This window comes from Pseudonocardia kujensis (genome assembly GCF_021283305.1).
GTDB classification, from domain to species: Bacteria; Actinomycetota; Actinomycetes; order Mycobacteriales; family Pseudonocardiaceae; genus Pseudonocardia; species Pseudonocardia kujensis.
The window spans coordinates 85,265-101,905 of record NZ_JAJSOK010000006.1; the positions used below are offsets into that span (position 1 = coordinate 85,265).

Below are 16,641 nucleotides of genomic sequence, written 5' to 3' on the forward strand. Positions count from 1 at the left end.
CGGGCGCGGCAGGGGCACGGCAGGGGCCGGGCAGAGCCGGGATCAGCGCTGGTCGAACCGGTCCGGGATCAGCAGGTGCAGGACGAAGGCCACGATCGCGACGACGATGGCGCCCCAGAAGCCGGGCCAGAAGCCCTCGACCACGAAGGGCAGGCCGATCCGCGAGGCGAACGAGCCGACCAGCCAGAACAGCAGGGCGTTGACCACGAGGCCGAACAGCCCGAGCGTGAGGATGTAGAGCGGGCAGCTCAGTATCTTGATCACGGGCTTGAGGAACGCGTTGACCAGGCCGAAGATCAGCGCCACCACGACCAGGGTGCCCACCCGCGAGCCGGTGGTGCTCCCGCCGAGCTCGATGCCGTCGACCAGCCAGGTGGCGACCCACAACGCGACCGCGACCACGACCACCCGGATGACGAACGCGAGGACCCAGGAGCCCTCGCGCTCGTCGACCCAGCTCACGAGCCCTCCTCGCCGGCGCTCGTCGGTCGCGTTCGCGACGCTGCACCGGTGAACGGTGAGCTCGCACGCTCGCTCACGACACCACCGCCTGGGACACGAGGACCCGCAGCTGCGGGCGGATCGGGTAGGTGCTCGACGGCATCAGCTGGGTCATGAACACCACGCTCAGCTCCTCGGCGGGGTCGACGTAGAAGGCCGTGCTGGCCAGCCCGCCCCAGCCGTACTCGCCGAGCCCCTGCAGCTGCTTGCCCGCCGCCGGGTCGACGACGACCGAGAACCCGAGCCCGAAGCCCGTGCCCTGGTAGGTCGACTCCGCGAAGATCGGGCGGCCGACGGTCTCCAGGTCGGCCCCGCCGGGCAGGTGGTTGCGCGTGGCGTAGGCGAGGGTGCGCGGGCCGAGCAGGCGCACGCCGTCGAGCTCGCCGCCGCGGGCGAGCATCTGGGTGAAGCGGTGGTAGTCGTGGAGCGTCGAGGCCAGCCCGCCGCCGCCGGACAGGAAGGTCGGCTCGCGGGTGATCGCCTCGGCCATCGCGCCGCTGCGGACCAGCCCGCCGCCGGGCCGGGGCTGGTACAGCGCGGCCAGCCGGGCCAGGTCCTCCTCGCCGGAGACGTGGAAGCCGGTGTCGGGCATACCGAGCGGGTCGAGGATCCGGTCTCGGAAGAACGCGTCGAGGGACATGCCGGAGGCGACCTCGACGACCCGGCCGAGCACGTCCGTGGAGACGCCGTAGTTCCACTCGGCACCCGGCTGGAACAGCAGCGGCAGGCCCGCCCAGGTGTCACAGGCCGTGGCGAGGTCGTGCCCCCGCGGGGCGCCGAACTCGTGGCCCTTGCCGCGGTACATCTCGTCGACGGGGTGGGCGTGGTGGAAGCCGTAGGTGAGCCCGGACGTGTGGGTGAGCAGGTGCCACACCCGGATCGGCTCGGTGGCCGCCTCGGTGCCCGGGTTGAGCGCGGAGCCGGACCGGTAGACGCGGGTGTCGGCGAACGACGGGATGTACCGCGCGATCGGGTCCGTGAGCTCGAGGGCGCCCTCCTCCCACAGCATCAGGGCGGCGATGGAGGTGATCGGCTTGGTCATCGAGTAGATGCGCCAGATCGTGTCGTCGGTGACGGGGAGCCCGGCCTCGACGTCCCGGAGCCCGTGGTGCGCCACGTAGGCGACCTTGCCGCGCCGGGCGACCGCGACGGACCAGCCGGGGAGCTTGCCGGAGTCGACGTACTTCGCGAAGTGGGTCCCGATGCGGTCCAGCCGCTGCGCGTCGAGCCCGACCTCGCCCGGCTCGACCTCGGTCTTCAGAGCGCTCACGATCCCGACAGTACCGAGGATCACCGGGCGGGTGTGAGCACCGCGCGGCCGAGCCAGCGGCACGCGAGCAGGGCCAGCTCGAGATCGATCCGGCCGTCGGTCAGGGGCCGCCCGCGCTCGCGTTCGGCCCGGCCCACCCGGTACCGCACGGAGTTCTTGTGCATCGTCAGGTGGTCGGCCGCCGTGGTGTAGCTGCCCCCGGCCGCGAGGAACACGCGCAGGGTCTCGCGCAGCCGGGCGCGTTGCGGGTCGTCGACCGTGAGCCCGCCGAGGGTGTCGGCCACCCAGGTGCGGGCGGCGTCGAGATCGGCGCAGAGCAGGGCGACGGCGCCGACGTCGGCGAAGGTCGTCACGGTCCGGGCGTCGCCGCCCGCGGCGAGGGCCACGGTCTGAGCGCGGACGGCCTGGCGGTGGCTCTCCCGGAACCCGGCCACGCCGCTTCCGGGTTCGCCCACGGCGATCCGCACGGCCTGCGCGTTCTCCTCGGCGAGCGCCTCCGCGGCCCTGGCGACGTCGGCCACCGAGGAGTCCCGCCCGAGCGGCAGCCACGCCCACGTCGTCGCGTGGTCGTAGGCCACGCACAGCGGCCGGCCGCGGCAGCCGGTCCGCTCCGCCAGCGTGCCGACGAGCCGGACGACCGCCGCGCCCTCCCCCTCGCCGGACCAGGCGAGGAGCGCGAGGTGCCGTCCGCGCAGCCCGTAACCCAGGGTGGTCTCGAGCGCGTCGAGGTCGTCGGGACCGTCGCCGGCGAGCAGCGCCCGCACCCGGCCGGCCCGCAGCGTGTCCCGGTTCGCGAGCCAGCGCTCGCGCTCCTCCTCGTAGACCTCGGCCACCTGCTGGCACATCCAGTCGACGTAGCCGAAGGTGTCGCCGACCATCCGCCGCGCGACGCCGAGCGCCACCACCGGGTCCTCGCGGCGCCGGTCCAGCTCGGCGAACATCCAGCGCAGAAGCCGGTCGTGGCCCACCCGGTAGGCGCGGAGCAGCGCGTTGACCGGGACTCCGCGCTGGGCGAGCCGGCGGGCGTACTCGAACGCGGCCGACGGCGGTTCCATCCGCTCGGCCGGGATCTCGTGCGCGAGCATGTGCAGGATCGTCTCGACGTTGCCCTCCACCGAGGCGCCGAGCAGCTCGACGATCCGCGGGTCGCCGTCGAGCTCCGCGATCTCGGTCGCCATCAGCTGGCGCAGGTCGAGCGCGATCTCGACGACGCGCCGGCCCAGGGCCACGGCGATCGCGCGGACGCAGCCGCCCACCTGGGCGAGCCCGGCCGGGGTCCGGACCGCCCCTCTCAGGGCGTGGGCACGAGGTCGTAGGCCTCGAGGTCGAGCTCCCGGGTCGCCTCCCGGTAGTCCTCGACGCTGCCCTTCCAGTTGGTGGTGATGCGCCCGTCCGCCGTCTTGTACCAGCTGTTGCAGCTGCCGGCGAACGAGCTGTCCCGCAGCTCGCGCTGCAGTTCGGCGTTGTACTCGTCCTGCGCGTCCCGGCGGACCGAGAGCGCCGCGCCCTTGTCCCGGCCGACCTCCAGGCCCTGCAGCACGTACTCGAACTGGCACTCGAGCATCGCGATGATCGAGTTGTGGCCGAGGTTCGTGTTCGGGCCGTAGAGCATGAACAGGTTCGGGAAGCCGGAGACGGTGACGCCGAGGTAGGCCTCGGGGCCGTCCCGCCAGGCCTCCGCGAGCTGCAGCCCGCCCCGGCCGCGGACGTCGAGCGCGCTGTTGAAGGACAGTGTCTCGAACCCCGTGGCGTAGACGATCACGTCCACCTCGTGCAGCACGCCGTCGGCGGTCCGCACGCCCGTGGGCTCCACGCCCTCGAGCTTCTCGGTCACCAGGCGCACGTTGTCGCGCACCAGCGCCGGGTAGAAGGTGTCGGCGATGATGATCCGCTTGCAGCCGATCGGGTAGTCCGGCCAGAGCTTGGCGCGCAGCTCCTCGTCGGGGACCTGGGCCTCGAGGTGGGCGCGGGCGGCGGCGGTGAACTCGGCGGCGACGTCGGTGCCCTGCTTCATCGCCCCCATCCAGCCCTCGTGCTCCCAGTAGAAGCCGTCCCGGCTCTCCTGGAGGAACTCGCGCCGGCGGTACCGCTCGCGCTCCTCCGGGTCGTACGGGCGGTCGTCGCGCGGCACCACGTAGTTCGGTGTCCGCTGGAAGACGACCAGCTCCGCGGCGGCCTCGGCCACCTCGGGGATGAGCTGTGCCGCGCTGGCCCCGTTGCCGATGCACGCGACGCGCTTGCCCCGCAGGTCGACGTCGTGGTTCCAGCGCGCGGAGTGCCACGAGTCGCCGCGGAAGGTCTCGCGGCCGGCGATGTCCCGGAAGGTCGGCCGGTTGAGCTGGCCCCACGCCGTGACCAGGGCCCGGGCGACGACGTCCTCGCCCTCGGACACCGCGATCCGCCAGACACCCTCGGCGTCGTCCCAGTGCGCGGACGTGACCTCGGTGTTCAGCCGGATCCGCGACGCGAGGCCGAGGCGGTCGACGAGCCGGTCGATGTGGGCCTTGATCTCCGGCTGGAACGCGAACACCCGGCTCCAGTCCGGCTGCTCGTCGAACGAGAACCAGTACAGGTGCGACTGCACGTCGCACGACGCGCCCGGGTACGTGTTGTCCCGCCAGGTCCCGCCCCAGTCGCCCGCCTTCTCGAGCACGACGAACGACTCCTCGCCGGACTGCTGCAGCCGCACGGCCATGCCGAGGCCGCCGAGTCCCGCGCCCAGGACGGCGACCTCCACCCGCTGCGTCACGCGCCGGCCTTCCGCACCGCGTCGGCGATCTCGTCGATGATCCCGGCGCCGGACGGCGTGGCGCCGAGGGTCCAGAGGAAGTCGTGCAGCATGCCGTCGAAGCGCTTCTGCGTGACGGGCACCCCGGCCGCCTCGAGCTTGCGGGCGTAGTCCTCGCCCTCGTCGCGCAGCGGGTCGTACTCCGACGTCGCGACGTAGGCCGGCGGCAGACCGGAGAGATCCTCGCGGCGGCCGGGGCAGAGGTAGTCGAGGTCGTCGCTCTGCGCGCCCAGGTAGTGCGCCCAGAACCACTCCATGGCGCCGCGGGTGAGCAGGTAGCCGTCGGCGTTCTGCTCGTACGACGGCGTGGAGAAGTCGAAGTCGGTGACCGGGTAGAGCAGCACCTGGGCGGCGATGGCGGGGCCGCCGCGGTCCTTCGCGGCCTGCGCCACCGACGCGGCGAGGTGGCCGCCGGCGGAGTCGCCGGCCACGATCAGCCGGTCCGCGTCCGCGCCGAGATCCCCGGCGTTCTCCGCGGCCCAGACGGTCGCCGCGTAGCAGTCGTCGAACGCGGCGGGCGCGATGTGCTCCGGGGCGAGCCGGTAGTCGACGGACACGATGACGGCGCCGCTGCGGTTGGCCAGCGTGCGCAGCGGGCGGTCGACGATCTCCAGGTCGCCGATCACCCAGCCGCCGCCGTGGAAGTAGACGACCAGCGGCTTCGGGCCGTCGCCGTCGGGTGTGTAGATCCGCACCGGGATCTGGCTCGCGGGGCCCGCGATGCGGCGCTCGTCGACGGCGATCGGTTCCGGCTCGCCCTGCAGGTCGAGGAAGCCCTTCGCCGCGGCGCGGGCCATCGGCACCGTCATCTGCGGGAACGGCGGCATGCCTTGCTCGGCGAGGGCGTCGAGCAGGGCCTGGGCTTCGGGGTGGACGGGCAACGCTGCCTCCTGGGTCCGGGTGCGGACGGGCTCTGACGATGTCCCCTGCACGGTGACATCGGTCACCCGGTCGACCTTCGTGTCCCGGGTACGAAACCCGCGGCCGTCTTCGTCCTCCTGGCACGGCGCGGGATAGTCGCGCCCCGCTCGGCCGGCCCTCAGTCCTTCCTGCGGCGGCCGAGCCGGGCGCGGTAGTCCGCCAGCACCTCGCGGGTCTCCGCCTCTGCGAAGACGCCCGCGAACTCCTGCACGCTGCGGTCCGCGCCCGCGGCCAGCCCGGTGTTCTGCCACGTCTCGAACAACCGCTTCTGCGCGGCGAGCACGGTGCGGGTGTGCCCGGTGACCTTGCCGAGCAGCTCCTCGACGGCGCCCGCCAGCCCGGACGGCTCGACGACGGCGTTGCACAGGGCGCCGAGCCGGTCGACCGGGTAGAGGTCCCCGGTCAGCACGATCTCCTTGGCCAGCGCCAGCCCGACGTGCTGTTGCAGCAGGGCGGCGTCGACCACCGACGGGATGCCGAGCCTGACCTCGGGCAGCCCGAACGCGGCCCGGGTGGTCGCCACCCGCAGGTCGGCGGCCAGGGCGAGCTCGAACGCCGCTCCGATGCACGGTCCGTCGACGGCCACGAGCACCGGCACCGGCGCCGTCCGCACGGCCCGCAGCAGGTCGCGCAGCCGTCCGATGAAGGCCTCCGCCTCGGCGACCGACCCGAGCGCCAGGAACTCGTCGACGTGCATCCCGGCGGAGAACACGGGGTGAGCGGGGTCCGTCGCCGCGCCGACCACCACGGCCCGGGTGTCCGGACCGAGCCGTCCCGGGTCGAAGGCGGCCTGCAGGTCGCGGACGTCGCCGGCGGTCAGGGCGTTGCGGGCCTCGGGACGGTCGAGGGTGACCCGTCGCACCGGGCCGTCGTCGGTGACGTTCATCCGGCCATCCTGACCGGGCCGCCCCCGCCGGGTCATGATGAGGGTCATGGGGGACCTGCCCGACGGTGATCTCCAGGGCGATGCCGAGGTCCTGCACGCCCTGTTCCGCCGCCGGGACTCCGGCAGCCGGCCCGGGGCCCGCACGGACGGGCACCGGATCGCGCTGGTCGTCGGCGGCGGCGGGATGCGCGGTGCCTACGCGGGCGGCATGGTCTGGGCCCTCGAACAGGCGGGGCTCGCCCCGGCCTTCGACGTCGCCTACGGCAGCTCCGCCGGCGCGTTCGTCGCCACCGCCCTGCTGCTCGGGCACGGCTACCAGGCCTCCCGGATCTTCCCCGACGACATGGCCACCCGCGCCTTCGTCGATCCGCGCCGGCTCCGCACGCGGCGGCCGATGGTCTCGCTCGATTACTTGATCGACGAGATCCTGGTGCACAGCAAGCCCACCGACTGGGAGGCGCTGCGCGACAGTCCGGCCCCGCTGCGCGTGCTGGTCACCGACGCCGACGACATGACCCCGCACGCCCTCGGCGGGCTCGCGACCGCCGCGGACTGGCGGCAGGCCATGCGCGCCACGGCCGCCATCCCGTTCCTCACCGGGCCGCCCGTCGAGCTGGACGGGCGCCGCTGGATCGACGGCTCGATCGGCGACCCGCTGCCGGTGGCGCGGGCCCTGCGCGAGGGGGCCACGCACGTGCTGGTCCTGCTCACCCGCCCGGTCCCCGAGCTGCGCCGCTCCGACCCGACCGGGCGGACCCCGTGGTGGGCCCGGTCGATCGACCTGCTCGCCCCGGGGCTGGGCGCGATGACCCAGGACGTCCGCCGGCACGCCGACAGTCTCGACCTGCTCTCCGACGCCGCCCACCCCGACCGGTCCGGCTGCCACCTCTACGCCCTGTCGCCGGCGCGGTCCGCGGGCGTACGCGGCCTGACCATCGACGTCCCGCGCGTGGAGCTGGCCTCCCGGCTCGGCCACGACGCCGCCGCGGCCGTGCTGCGGTCGGTCGACCCCGGGCTCGTCCTCGTCCACCAGCCGGACGCTCCGGCCGGTACCGATGAGTTCGGCGGCCCGCCGCGGTCCACCCCTCGACGGGCCGGGAGCGACCGCCCCGCGTGAGCCGTGGGGGAGGCGGCATGGGGGGCACTTCGGGGTCACGCCGCTTCGACCGGCGGCGGATCGAGATCGGTCCGGGCGAGTCGCGCCCGCACGTCGAGGCGGAGTGGCGGGGTGTGCTCGTCGTCCTCGAGGCGGGGGAGATCGAGCTGCACTGCCATGCGGGCGGCAGGCGGCGCTTCGCCGCGGGCTCGGTGCTCTGGTTCACCGGGCTGAACCTGCGCACGGTGCACAACCCGGGCGCGGTGCCGGCGGTGATCCTCGCCGTCTCGCGCGGCGGGCGTGGCCCGGGCGACCGCACGCAGGACACGGGTTCGTGACGTCGCCGGACCACGCCCGACGGGATCCGTCGGGCCCGGGTCGCGCCCGGCTCAGCCGGGGCGCCGGGAGACCCGCTCGGCGAACGCCCTGACCCACCGCCGCTGCCAGGGCGTCTCGACGGCCCGGGGTCGGTAGTGCGCCCGCGCCCAGGCCACCGCCTCGGCCCCGGGATGCCCGGCGAGCACGGCCATGCACGCGATCACCGTGCCCGTCCGGCCGGTCCCGCCCGTGCAGCTGACCTCGACCCGCTGGCCCGCGCGGGCGCGTTCGTAGGCGTCGACGATCGCGGCGGTGGCGCCGTCCCGGTCGCGGGGCACGCGGAAGTCCGGCCAGACGATCCAGGCCGCGGGCCAGTCCGGCTCGTCGTCGTGCCCGGGGCGGCCGAGGCAGAGGGAGAACTCGGGCAGCGGCCCGTCGGGCAGGGGGTCGCGGCGGCCCCGCCCGCGGACCGGGGTCCCGTCGGGGAGCAGGACCGCGCCGTCCAGCTGGGTCATTCCGTGATAATGCCCTCCCGTGCGATCGAGCGAGGCCCTGGTCGGGGCGCTGCGGGCGGCCGGCTGTGTGTTCGCCGAGGACGAGGCCGAGGTCCTGGCGGGGTCGGCGGCGTCGACGGAGGAGCTGGAGGCGATGCTCGCCCGGCGCGTCGCGGGGGTCCCGTTGGAGCACGTCGTGGGGTGGGCGGAGTTCCGCGGGCTGCGGATCGTCGTCGACGAGGGGGTCTTCGTGCCGCGCCGGCGCACCGAGCTGCTCGTGGAGCAGGGGGTGGCGCTGGCCCCTCCCGATGGCGTGATCGTGGATCTGTGCTGCGGTTCGGGAGCGGTGGCGACCGCGCTGGCCGTCGAACTGCCGGGGGCGGAGGTGCACGCGGCGGACGTCGACCCCGCGGCGGTGCGCTGCGCGCGGCGCAACCTGGAGCCGCGCGGCGGGCAGGTGCACGAGGGCGACCTCGACGCCGCCCTGCCCGCCGACCTGCGCGGGCGGGTCGACCTGCTGCTCGCCAACGCGCCCTACGTACCGTCGGCCGAGGTCCCGTTCATGCCGTCGGAGGCCCGCGACCACGAGCCGCTCACCGCCCTCGACGGCGGCGCGGACGGCCTCGACCTGCACCGCCGGATCGCCGCGCTCGCGCCGCGGTGGCTGCGGCCGGGCGGGCAGCTGCTGATCGAGACCTCCCGGCGGCAGGCACCCGGCACCGCGGCGGCGATGGTCGCGCACGGCATGGGCACCGCATTGACCCGCTCCGAGGAGCTCGACGCCACCGTCGTGGTCGGGATCAGCGCCGGGGCGTCTCGACGACGACGTTCGTCGACTTGATCACCGCGACGGCGAGCGAGCCGGGCTGCAGGCCGAGCTCCTCGACGGCCTCGCGGCTCATCAGCGACACCACCCGGTGCGGCCCGCACTGCATCTCGACCTGGGCCATGACCTTGTCCGTGACGACCTCGGTCACCAGCCCGACCATGCGGTTGCGGGCGGAGGTGTGCACGTCCGAGGGGTCGGGTGCCGCGCTCGCGTGCTCCCGCGTGAACGCCGCCAGCGAGGCCCCGTCGACGACCTTGCGCCGCGAGGCGTCGAGGTGCACCGGCAGCGTGCCGGCGTCGATCCACCGGCGCACCGTGTCGTCGCTGACCCCGAGCAGGCCCGCGACCTCCGAGATCCTGTACTCCGCCACGGCGCGGATGCTACGGCGACCCGGCCGGCGCGTCCGCGCCGGTCAGACCACGAGCCCGCAGGCCTCGACCAGCGGGGCCAGCCGGGGGTCGGCGGGATCGAGCGCGGGCGCGTCGAGCTCGTAGCCGGTCAGCGACAGCTCGGGGAACACGACCAGGCGCGCGCCGGGACGGCGGACCGTGTCGGCATGGGCGTGGGCATTGGCCGCGACGTCCCGCGCGGTGCACGGCGGCTTGGCGGCGACGACGGTCAGGGGCGGCCTCGGGGGGCACGGCCGCACGCTATCCGGTGGCCGCTGCAGGGAGGATCACCGCATGAGCTGTACCACGCGACCGGAGGGGCCCGGGGACGCCTCCGCGGTGCGCCGGGTGGTGCTGGCCGCGTTCGGCTCCCCCGGCGAGGCCGACCTCGTCGACGCCCTCCGCTCCGACCCGGCGTGGATCGACGGGCTGTCCGTGGTCGCCGAGTCGCCGGACGGCGAGATCGTCGGGCACGCCCTGCTGACCCGCTGCCACGTCGGCGAGGTCCCCGCACTCTGCCTCGCTCCCTGCTCCGTGCTGCCCGCCCACCAACGGTCCGGCGCCGGGTCCGCCGCGATCCGCGCCGTGCTGGCCGACGCGCGCAACCGGGGCGAGCGGTTCGTGATCGTGCTCGGACACCCCGACTACTACCCGCGCTTCGGCTTCGGCCGCGCCTCGGCCCACGGCATCCGGCTCTCCGCGGAGGTGCCGGACGAGGCGCTCATGGCCCTGTCCCTCACCGACGACCCGCTGCCGGCGGGGGTCGTGCGGTACGCGACGCCGTTCGGGATCTGAACGGAACTCCCGTGCCCCGGTTCACCCGGCCGGGCTCACTCTTGCTCGTACGGGCAAGAACGTTCACGGAGACCGGCCGGCGGGCCCTGGCCGTCACGGCGGTGATCGAGGTGGTCGCCGTGGTCACGACGGGCGTGTGGGTCGCCGCGCTCGCCGGCCTGGTCGCGTGGCACGTCAGGTACCTGCGCAAGGAGGGGCTGGCGGGGTGTCCCCCGGCCGAGGGCCCCTGTATCACGAGAACGGCCCCTGACCCGCGTCTGCGCTGGTCAGGGGCCGTACCCCGAGGGTGTGGCAGGTGAAGGATTCGAACCTTCGTAGGCTAAGCCGACGGATTTACAGTCCGCTCCCTTTGGCCACTCGGGCAACCTGCCGGGGTGCCGTCGGCCTCGCCGACGTGCAGGGAGAAGGATACGACAGCGAGATCCGGTCCCCACGAGGGGGGCCGTCAGCGAGGAGGAGCCCATGGCCGACCCGTCGTTCGACGTGGTGAGCAAGGTCGATCGGCAGGAGGTCGACAACGCCCTCAACCAGGCCGCGAAGGAGCTCTCCCAGCGGTTCGACTTCCGGGGCACCGACACCTCGATCAGCTGGGCGGGCGAGGAGGCGATCACCCTGGAGTCCGGGACCGAGGAGCGGCTCAAGGCCGCGGTGGACGTCTTCAAGGAGAAGCTGATCAAGCGGAACATCTCGCTGAAGGCCTTCGAGGTGGGCGAGCCGGCGCCGTCGGGCAAGACCTACAAGGTCACCGGCAAGATCCTGCAGGGCATCGCCTCGGACAAGGCCAAGGAGATCAGCAAGACCATCCGCGACGAGAAGCTCAAGGGCGTCCAGGCCCAGATCCAGGGCGACCAGCTGCGCGTCTCGGGCAAGAAGAAGGACGACCTGCAGGCCGTCATCGCACTGCTGAAGGGCAAGGACTTCGGGATCGCCCTGCAGTTCACCAACTACCGCTGAGCCCGGACGGCCCTGACACCGCGCCCGGGCGGCGTCAGGCCGGCGGCACCACACCGCCGCGGGGTCGGCACGGGCTACCCGCGGTCGCCCCGGTCCATGAACGTCCCGAGCGGGACGCGAGGGCTGCACCGGCAACCCTCGGGTGGCGCCCGGGCCGATCAGCGCGGCCGAGAGGAACCGCACCGTCGTGCCCACAGCGCTCGCGCGACCCTCGGATGGATCATGAGCCGGGACGGTCGGGCCGGCGGTCCGAGTCGAACGACCGGAACGGGTCGCCAGGACGAGTGGGAGGAGCCGAAGGGACGGGCGCCGTCCGTGCACGTGGCCGACCCCGGCTACACGGGCTGAGCCCGAAAAGCGAGGTCAGGGCCGTTCGACCCGTACCGCGGGCCGTTCGGGCGTTCCTACGATCGCCCGGTGCGTCTCCTGGAGCGCGACCATCCGCTGGCGGTCGTGCGCGACCGCGCGGCCGGTGCGGCCGAGGGCGGCGGTCGGCTGGTGCTGCTGGCGGGCGAGGCCGGGATCGGCAAGACGGTCCTGCTGCGGGCCCTCGCCGAGGAGCTCCCCCGCGAACAGGTGCTGTGGGGGATGTGCGATGCCCTGTCCACCCCGCGGCCGCTCGGCCCCCTCCGCGACGTCGCGCACGGGCTCGGGCCGGCCGTGGGCGGGCTGCTCGCCGACGGGGCACCACCGCACGAGGTGTTCGCGGCCGTGCTCGACGCGTTGCGGGCGCGGCCGCGGACGCTCGTGATCGAGGACCTCCACTGGGCGGACGAGGCCACCGCGGACCTCGTGCGCTATCTCGGCCGCCGCATCTCGGCGCTGCCGTTGCTCCTGGTGCTCTCCTACCGCGACGGGCTGGCCGCCGACCACCCGCTGGTCCCGGTGATCGGCGACCTGGTCTCCCTGCCGGACGCCCGACGCGTCCAGCTCGCGCCGCTCAGCCGGGCCGCGGTCGCGCAGCTGTGCGACGGCAGCGGGCTCGACGCCGCGGAGGTGCACCGCCGGACGGCCGGCAACCCGTTCTACGTCAGCCAGATCGTGGCGCAGCCGGAGTCGCGGTTGCCCGCGAGCGTCCGGGAGGCCGTGCTCGCCCGGGCCGCGGTGCTCGACGCGGACCGGCGCCGCTGCCTCGAGCTGCTCTCGTGCACGCCGGAGCCGGTCGGCGCCCCGTTGCTGGCCGCGCTCGGCGTGCCACGGGCGACCGCGGAGGCGCTCGTCGGCACCGGGCTCGTCGACCGCCACGGCGACGGGCTGGCCTTCCGGCACGAGATCGCCCGCTCTGCGGTGCTCGACGCCGCCCCCGGCCCCGCCACGGAGCGGCACGCGACGATGATCGCGGCACTGGAGGCCACCGGCGGCGACGCCAGCGTCCTGGCCCACCACGCCGCCGCGGCGGGCGACGTGGCGCGGGTGCTGCGCCACGCGCGGGCCGCCGCGGCCGAGGCGGCCCGCTCGGGGGCCCACCGCCAGGCCGTCGAGCTGTACCGGCTCGCGCTCGACGCCATCGAGCAGGCGACCGGGAAGGCCGGCGAGCACGACACCGGGCACCACACCGTCGACGCGACGCCGACGACCCGCGCGGAGCTGATGGAGGCCCTCGGCACCGAGCTCTACCTCACCGACCGGCTCGCGGAGGCGATCGAGGTGCTCACCCGCGCCGTCGAGCTCCGCCGCGAGCTGGGCGACGCGGTCGCCGTCGGCACCGGGCACCGGATCATCTCCGACTACGCCTGGTACCACGGCGACGGCGCGACGGCGGCCGCACACGACCGCGCCGCGCGCGAGATCCTGGCCACCGCGGACGCCCCGCGCGAGTGGGGCTTCGCCCTGGCCAACCACGCCTACCTGGCCGCCCACCGCGGCGACGGGTCCGGCGCCGCCCGGGCCGGCGAGGACGCGCAACGGATCGCCGGCGAGCTCGCGGACCCCGCCCTGCACGGCACGGCCGCGATCGGGCTCTCCATCGTCCGGCTGCTCGGCGGGGACGTCTCGGCCCGCACCGACCTCCTCGACGCCAGCGCCACGGGAGTCGAACGCAGGCTCGACGAGCTCGCGACCGCACCCGTGAGCAACCTCGCGCACCTCGACGTCGAACAGGGCCGGTTCGCCGAGGCCGACGCGGTGCTGGCGGAGGCCCTGGCCCTCAGCGAACGGCTGGACGTGCAGATCTGCACGATGTGGCAACGCGGTGTCCGGGCCCGGCTGCGGCTGTTGCAGGGCCGCTGGGCCGAGGCCGAGGAGGACGCCCGCGCCGTCCTCGACCGGGGCGAGATGCCGCTCGGCCGGCTGTGGCCGCGGCTCGTGCTCGGGGTGCTGGCCGCGCGCCGCGGGGCGCCCCGGGAGAACCCGGACCTCGACGTCGGGTGGCGGATCGCCACGGGCCTCGACGCGCCCGCCGTCCTGGCCGCGGCCGTGGCGGCGCTCGCCGAGCAGGCCTGGCTGCTGCGTCGGCCCGACCCGCGGCTGGACGGGCCGGTCGTGGCCCGGCTGTTCGCCGCGCCGTTCAGCGGCAGGCGGCAGACGCTCGCCCCGCTCCGGCGGTGGACGGCGCGGCTGACCGCCGAGGACCTGCCGCCGCTGCCACCCCTGCCCGACGACGTCGATGACCTGCCCGACCGGCCCGACGAGGCCGACCGCCCGTACGAGGCCGCCCTCGCCCTGTGGGACGCCGGCGCCCCGGCGGACCTGATCACGGCCCTGCCCGTGCTCGACGAGCTGGGTGCCGCCGCCGTCGCGGCCCGGTTCCGCGCCCGGCTGCGCGAGCTCGGGGTCAACGGCATCCCCCGCGGCCCGGCCCCCGCCACCCGGGCGAACCCGGCCGGCCTCACAGCCCGTCAGCTCGACGTGCTGGGGCTGCTCGCCGAGGGGCTGAGCAACGCCGACATCGCCGCGCGGCTGGTGATCTCGCCGAGGACCGCCGACCATCACGTGTCGGCGGTCCTGGCGAAGCTGGGGGTGCGCTCCCGCGGCGAGGCCGCGGCGGCCGCGCACCGCATGGGCGTGCGCGCCTGAGCGGGATCAGGTGTCCGCGGTACGCGGCCCGAACTCGGACGCCACCTCGACGACCAGGTCGGCGGGGAAGCCACCGCGCCGGGCGTGCTCGCGCACGGTCTCGGCGTCGTCGGTCTCGTGCAGGCAGTAGATCTTGTCGCCGGCCACGTAGCTGTGATGCCAGGTGTAGGCCACGCCGAGGCCCTCCACCACGCAGTTGGAGGTGCAGGCGATCTCGCGGAGCTGCTCGCGGGTGAGGCCGGCGGCGCCGGGGACCGTGCGCTCGATCAGGAAGGTGGGCATGTCGGGTCTCCTCGTCGTCGGCGGCGGGACCGTCCCGCCGACCAGCAGAAACGGTAGGGACGCCGGCTCATGCGCCGCGTCGGCGGAACCACCCATCCCGCGCCCACGACACCCCATCCCGGGCCGGGAGGCTAGGCCGTGTCTCCCAACCCGCCACCACCGCTCCCGGCGCCCACGCCGTCCCCGCCGGCGTTGCCGGGCCACCCGAATACGCCCGGTATGAGGGCGGCCCGGCGGCCTTGCCGGGAACGACGTGGATCACCGGGCCCAGGGGCGCCGGATTGAGAGACACGGCCTAGGAGACTGCTGAAAAGGTCGCGGCGTGGGTTCGGGTGTTGATCTCGCGGTGCTGGCAGGCTGTGCGGGTGCAGGGACGGTCTGATCCGCAGCGTGAGCTGCTCGATGTCGAGTCGGTGGCCGGGCATCTGTTGCCGCAGGGCGGGATGTTCGCGTTCCTGGCCGCGCACCGCCGCGAGTTGTTCCCCGACGAGCTGTTCGCCGACCTGTTCACCGCCGGGCGGGGCCGTCCGTCGGTGCCGGTCGAGGTGGTGGCCTCGGTGCTGGTGTTGCAGACCCTGCACAGCCTGTCGGACCGCGAAGCGGTCGAGGCACTGACCTTCGACCTGCGGTGGAAGGCCGCGTGCGGGCTCGCGGTCACCGACGCCGGTTTCCATCCGACCACGTTGACCTACTGGCGGCGCCGCCTGGCCGGGTCAGATCGTCCGGAACGGATCTTCGACGCCGTCCGCGCCGTCGTCGCCCAGACCGGGGCCCTGGCCGGGAAGCATCGTCGGGCGTTGGACTCCACGATCCTCGACGACGCGGTCGCCACCCAGGACACGGTCACCCAGATCATCGCCGCGATCCGCCGGGTGGCCCGGGAGGTCCCCGGCGCCGCCGAGGTGATCGCCGCCCAGACACGCGCGCACGACTACACCCAGCCCGGGAAACCGCGGATCGCCTGGGACGACCAGCAGGCTCGCGCCGAGCTCGTCGACGCCCTGGTCGGCGACGCCCACCGGGTCCTCGGTCACCTGCCCGAGCAGGAACTCGAGCCGCGAGCGGCCGAGGCGGTCGGGCTACTCGCGCTGGTCGCCGGACAGGACGTCGAACCCGCGCCCGACTCCGACGGCACCGACGGGCGCTGGCGCATCGCCCGGCGCACCGCACCGGACCGGGTGATCTCCACCGTGGATCCCGACACCCGCCACGCCCACAAGACCCGCAACCAGCGCCGGGACGGCTACAAGGCCCACCTCGTGGTCGAGCCCGACACCGGGATCATCACCGCCACCGCCCTGACCCCCGCCTCCGGGCCGGGCAACTCCGACGCCGCAGTCGGCATCGACCTGCTCACCCGCGACCACACCCTCCCCGACACCACAGCCGACACCACAGCCGACACCACAGCCGACACCACAGCCGACACCACAGCCGAGACGGCAGGTGAGACGGTGGTGGAGGTGCTCGCCGACTCCGCCTACGGCACCGGGGACATGCTCGCCGCACTCGCGCAGACCGGCTATCGGGCGATCATCAAACCCTGGCCGCTACGGCCGACGGTCGAGGGCGGGTTCAGCATCGACGACTTCACCGTCGACACGCAGCGCGGCACCGTGAGCTGCCCGAACGGGCTCACCACGCACCTGACCCCGAGTCGCTACGCCGTGTTCGGGGCACGCTGTCGCGGCTGCCCACTCGCCGCACGCTGCACCACCTCGAAGACCGGGCGCACCCTGCGCCTGCACCCGCACGACGCCCTGCAACGTGCCCACCGGGCCGCCGCCCGAGACCTCGAGTTCACCGCCGCCTACCGCCGCCACCGGCCCATGGTCGAACGCTCCATCGCCTGGCTGACCCGCGGCAACCGACGCCTACGGTTCCGCGGCACCCGCCTCAACGATCTGTGGCTCTCCCACCGGGCCGCCGCGCTCAACCTGCGCCGCCTCCTCGCACTGGGCCTGCACCGCCCGACCACCGGGGGCTGGGCACTGACCTGACGGCGGGACCGAACTGCGGTCGGTCCATCCCGCCACGCTCTGCGGCACCGCCCCTCGCAACAGCGAGAACAAGGCCCCTAAACGGCGTTTACCGCCGCAGGAC

17 protein-coding genes and 1 tRNA gene are annotated in these 16,641 nt (G+C 74.5%); 7 read left to right on the forward strand and 11 right to left on the reverse strand.

The window, feature by feature from the left end; translation table 11 throughout:
- Positions 1-42: 42 nt before the first annotated feature.
- The 6 genes from LWC35_RS06740 to LWC35_RS06765 all read right to left on the reverse strand — a co-directional run bounded on the left by LWC35_RS06740 (position 43) and on the right by LWC35_RS06765 (position 6,366).
- A complete protein-coding gene (locus LWC35_RS06740; RefSeq protein ID WP_232869015.1) occupies positions 43-462 on the reverse strand; it encodes a phage holin family protein in 420 nt (139 codons plus the stop codon).
- Between the two features lie 73 nt (positions 463-535).
- Positions 536-1,771, reverse strand: a complete 1,236-nt coding sequence (locus LWC35_RS06745; RefSeq protein WP_232869016.1) for a serine hydrolase domain-containing protein — start codon at positions 1,769-1,771, stop codon at positions 536-538.
- Positions 1,772-1,791: 20 nt separating this feature from the next.
- The gene (locus tag LWC35_RS06750; RefSeq protein ID WP_232869017.1) at positions 1,792-3,027 is read right to left on the reverse strand and encodes a PucR family transcriptional regulator; all 1,236 of its coding nucleotides are present in this window, start codon (positions 3,025-3,027) and stop codon (positions 1,792-1,794) included.
- Between the two features lie 35 nt (positions 3,028-3,062).
- Positions 3,063-4,520, reverse strand: coding sequence for a flavin-containing monooxygenase (locus tag LWC35_RS06755; RefSeq protein ID WP_232869018.1), 1,458 nt, complete (start codon positions 4,518-4,520; stop codon positions 3,063-3,065).
- Positions 4,517-5,506 carry a LipP1 family hormone-sensitive lipase gene (lipP1, locus tag LWC35_RS06760; protein ID WP_232869019.1) on the reverse strand — a complete coding sequence of 330 codons (990 nt, stop codon included), beginning with the start codon at positions 5,504-5,506 and terminating at the stop codon, positions 4,517-4,519. The genes LWC35_RS06755 and lipP1 overlap by 4 nt, the downstream gene beginning before the upstream one ends.
- 92 nt (positions 5,507-5,598) lie before the next feature.
- A complete protein-coding gene (locus LWC35_RS06765; RefSeq protein WP_232869020.1) occupies positions 5,599-6,366 on the reverse strand; it encodes an enoyl-CoA hydratase/isomerase family protein in 768 nt (255 codons plus the stop codon).
- A gap of 46 nt (positions 6,367-6,412) precedes the next feature.
- Here LWC35_RS06765 and LWC35_RS06770 point away from each other — a divergent pair, with 46 nt between their 5' ends.
- A complete protein-coding gene (locus LWC35_RS06770) occupies positions 6,413-7,483 on the forward strand; it encodes a patatin-like phospholipase family protein (protein WP_232869021.1) in 1,071 nt (356 codons plus the stop codon).
- 17 nt (positions 7,484-7,500) lie between these two features.
- A complete protein-coding gene (locus LWC35_RS06775) occupies positions 7,501-7,800 on the forward strand; it encodes a hypothetical protein (protein ID WP_232869022.1) in 300 nt (99 codons plus the stop codon).
- Between the two features lie 51 nt (positions 7,801-7,851).
- Here the strand turns inward: LWC35_RS06775 and LWC35_RS06780 are convergent, their stop codons facing one another.
- Positions 7,852-8,295 carry a protein-tyrosine phosphatase family protein gene (locus tag LWC35_RS06780; RefSeq protein ID WP_232869023.1) on the reverse strand — a complete coding sequence of 148 codons (444 nt, stop codon included), beginning with the start codon at positions 8,293-8,295 and terminating at the stop codon, positions 7,852-7,854.
- Positions 8,296-8,314: 19 nt separating this feature from the next.
- Between LWC35_RS06780 and LWC35_RS06785 the strand changes: the two genes are divergently transcribed.
- Positions 8,315-9,115, forward strand: a complete 801-nt coding sequence (locus LWC35_RS06785; RefSeq protein WP_232869024.1) for a putative protein N(5)-glutamine methyltransferase — start codon at positions 8,315-8,317, stop codon at positions 9,113-9,115.
- Here the strand turns inward: LWC35_RS06785 and LWC35_RS06790 are convergent.
- Positions 9,075-9,473 carry a TOBE domain-containing protein gene (locus LWC35_RS06790; protein ID WP_232869025.1) on the reverse strand — a complete coding sequence of 133 codons (399 nt, stop codon included), beginning with the start codon at positions 9,471-9,473 and terminating at the stop codon, positions 9,075-9,077. The genes LWC35_RS06785 and LWC35_RS06790 overlap by 41 nt on opposite strands.
- Before the next feature lie 42 nt (positions 9,474-9,515).
- Entirely contained in the window at positions 9,516-9,752 is a 237-nt protein-coding gene (locus tag LWC35_RS06795; RefSeq protein ID WP_232869026.1) for a nitrilase-related carbon-nitrogen hydrolase, read from the reverse strand.
- Positions 9,753-9,786: 34 nt separating this feature from the next.
- Here LWC35_RS06795 and LWC35_RS06800 point away from each other — a divergent pair, with 34 nt between their 5' ends.
- A complete protein-coding gene (locus LWC35_RS06800; protein WP_232869027.1) occupies positions 9,787-10,287 on the forward strand; it encodes a GNAT family N-acetyltransferase in 501 nt (166 codons plus the stop codon).
- A 289-nt stretch (positions 10,288-10,576) separates the two neighbouring features.
- Here the strand turns inward: LWC35_RS06800 and LWC35_RS06805 are convergent.
- A tRNA-Tyr gene (locus tag LWC35_RS06805) sits at positions 10,577-10,658 on the reverse strand.
- A gap of 91 nt (positions 10,659-10,749) precedes the next feature.
- Between LWC35_RS06805 and LWC35_RS06810 the strand changes: the two genes are divergently transcribed.
- Positions 10,750-11,241 (forward strand): YajQ family cyclic di-GMP-binding protein, encoded by a 492-nt coding sequence (locus LWC35_RS06810; RefSeq protein ID WP_232869028.1) that lies wholly within the window; start codon positions 10,750-10,752, stop codon positions 11,239-11,241.
- 417 nt (positions 11,242-11,658) lie between these two features.
- A complete protein-coding gene (locus LWC35_RS06815) occupies positions 11,659-14,256 on the forward strand; it encodes an AAA family ATPase (protein WP_232869029.1) in 2,598 nt (865 codons plus the stop codon).
- A 6-nt stretch (positions 14,257-14,262) separates the two neighbouring features.
- On the opposite strand, the gene LWC35_RS06820 is transcribed toward LWC35_RS06815, so the two are convergent.
- Complete coding sequence (locus LWC35_RS06820) at positions 14,263-14,538, reverse strand: DUF4242 domain-containing protein (protein ID WP_232869030.1); 276 nt, start codon at positions 14,536-14,538, stop codon at positions 14,263-14,265.
- Between the two features lie 365 nt (positions 14,539-14,903).
- Between LWC35_RS06820 and LWC35_RS06825 the strand changes: the two genes are divergently transcribed.
- A complete protein-coding gene (locus LWC35_RS06825; RefSeq protein WP_232869031.1) occupies positions 14,904-16,538 on the forward strand; it encodes a transposase in 1,635 nt (544 codons plus the stop codon).
- The last annotated feature ends 103 nt before the right edge of the window (positions 16,539-16,641 follow it).

Excerpts from the sequence above, each read along its gene's own strand:
- LWC35_RS06765 (WP_232869020.1), bottom strand. The coding sequence starts at position 6,366 with ATGAACGTCACCGACGACGGCCCGGTGCGACGGGTCACCCTCGACCGT.
- LWC35_RS06770 (WP_232869021.1), top strand. The coding sequence starts at position 6,413 with ATGGGGGACCTGCCCGACGGTGATCTCCAGGGCGATGCCGAGGTCCTG.
- LWC35_RS06775 (WP_232869022.1), top strand. The coding sequence starts at position 7,501 with ATGGGGGGCACTTCGGGGTCACGCCGCTTCGACCGGCGGCGGATCGAG.
- LWC35_RS06780 (WP_232869023.1), bottom strand. The coding sequence starts at position 8,295 with ATGACCCAGCTGGACGGCGCGGTCCTGCTCCCCGACGGGACCCCGGTC.
- LWC35_RS06800 (WP_232869027.1), top strand. The coding sequence starts at position 9,787 with ATGAGCTGTACCACGCGACCGGAGGGGCCCGGGGACGCCTCCGCGGTG.
- LWC35_RS06810 (WP_232869028.1), top strand. The coding sequence starts at position 10,750 with ATGGCCGACCCGTCGTTCGACGTGGTGAGCAAGGTCGATCGGCAGGAG.
- LWC35_RS06820 (WP_232869030.1), bottom strand. The coding sequence starts at position 14,538 with ATGCCCACCTTCCTGATCGAGCGCACGGTCCCCGGCGCCGCCGGCCTC.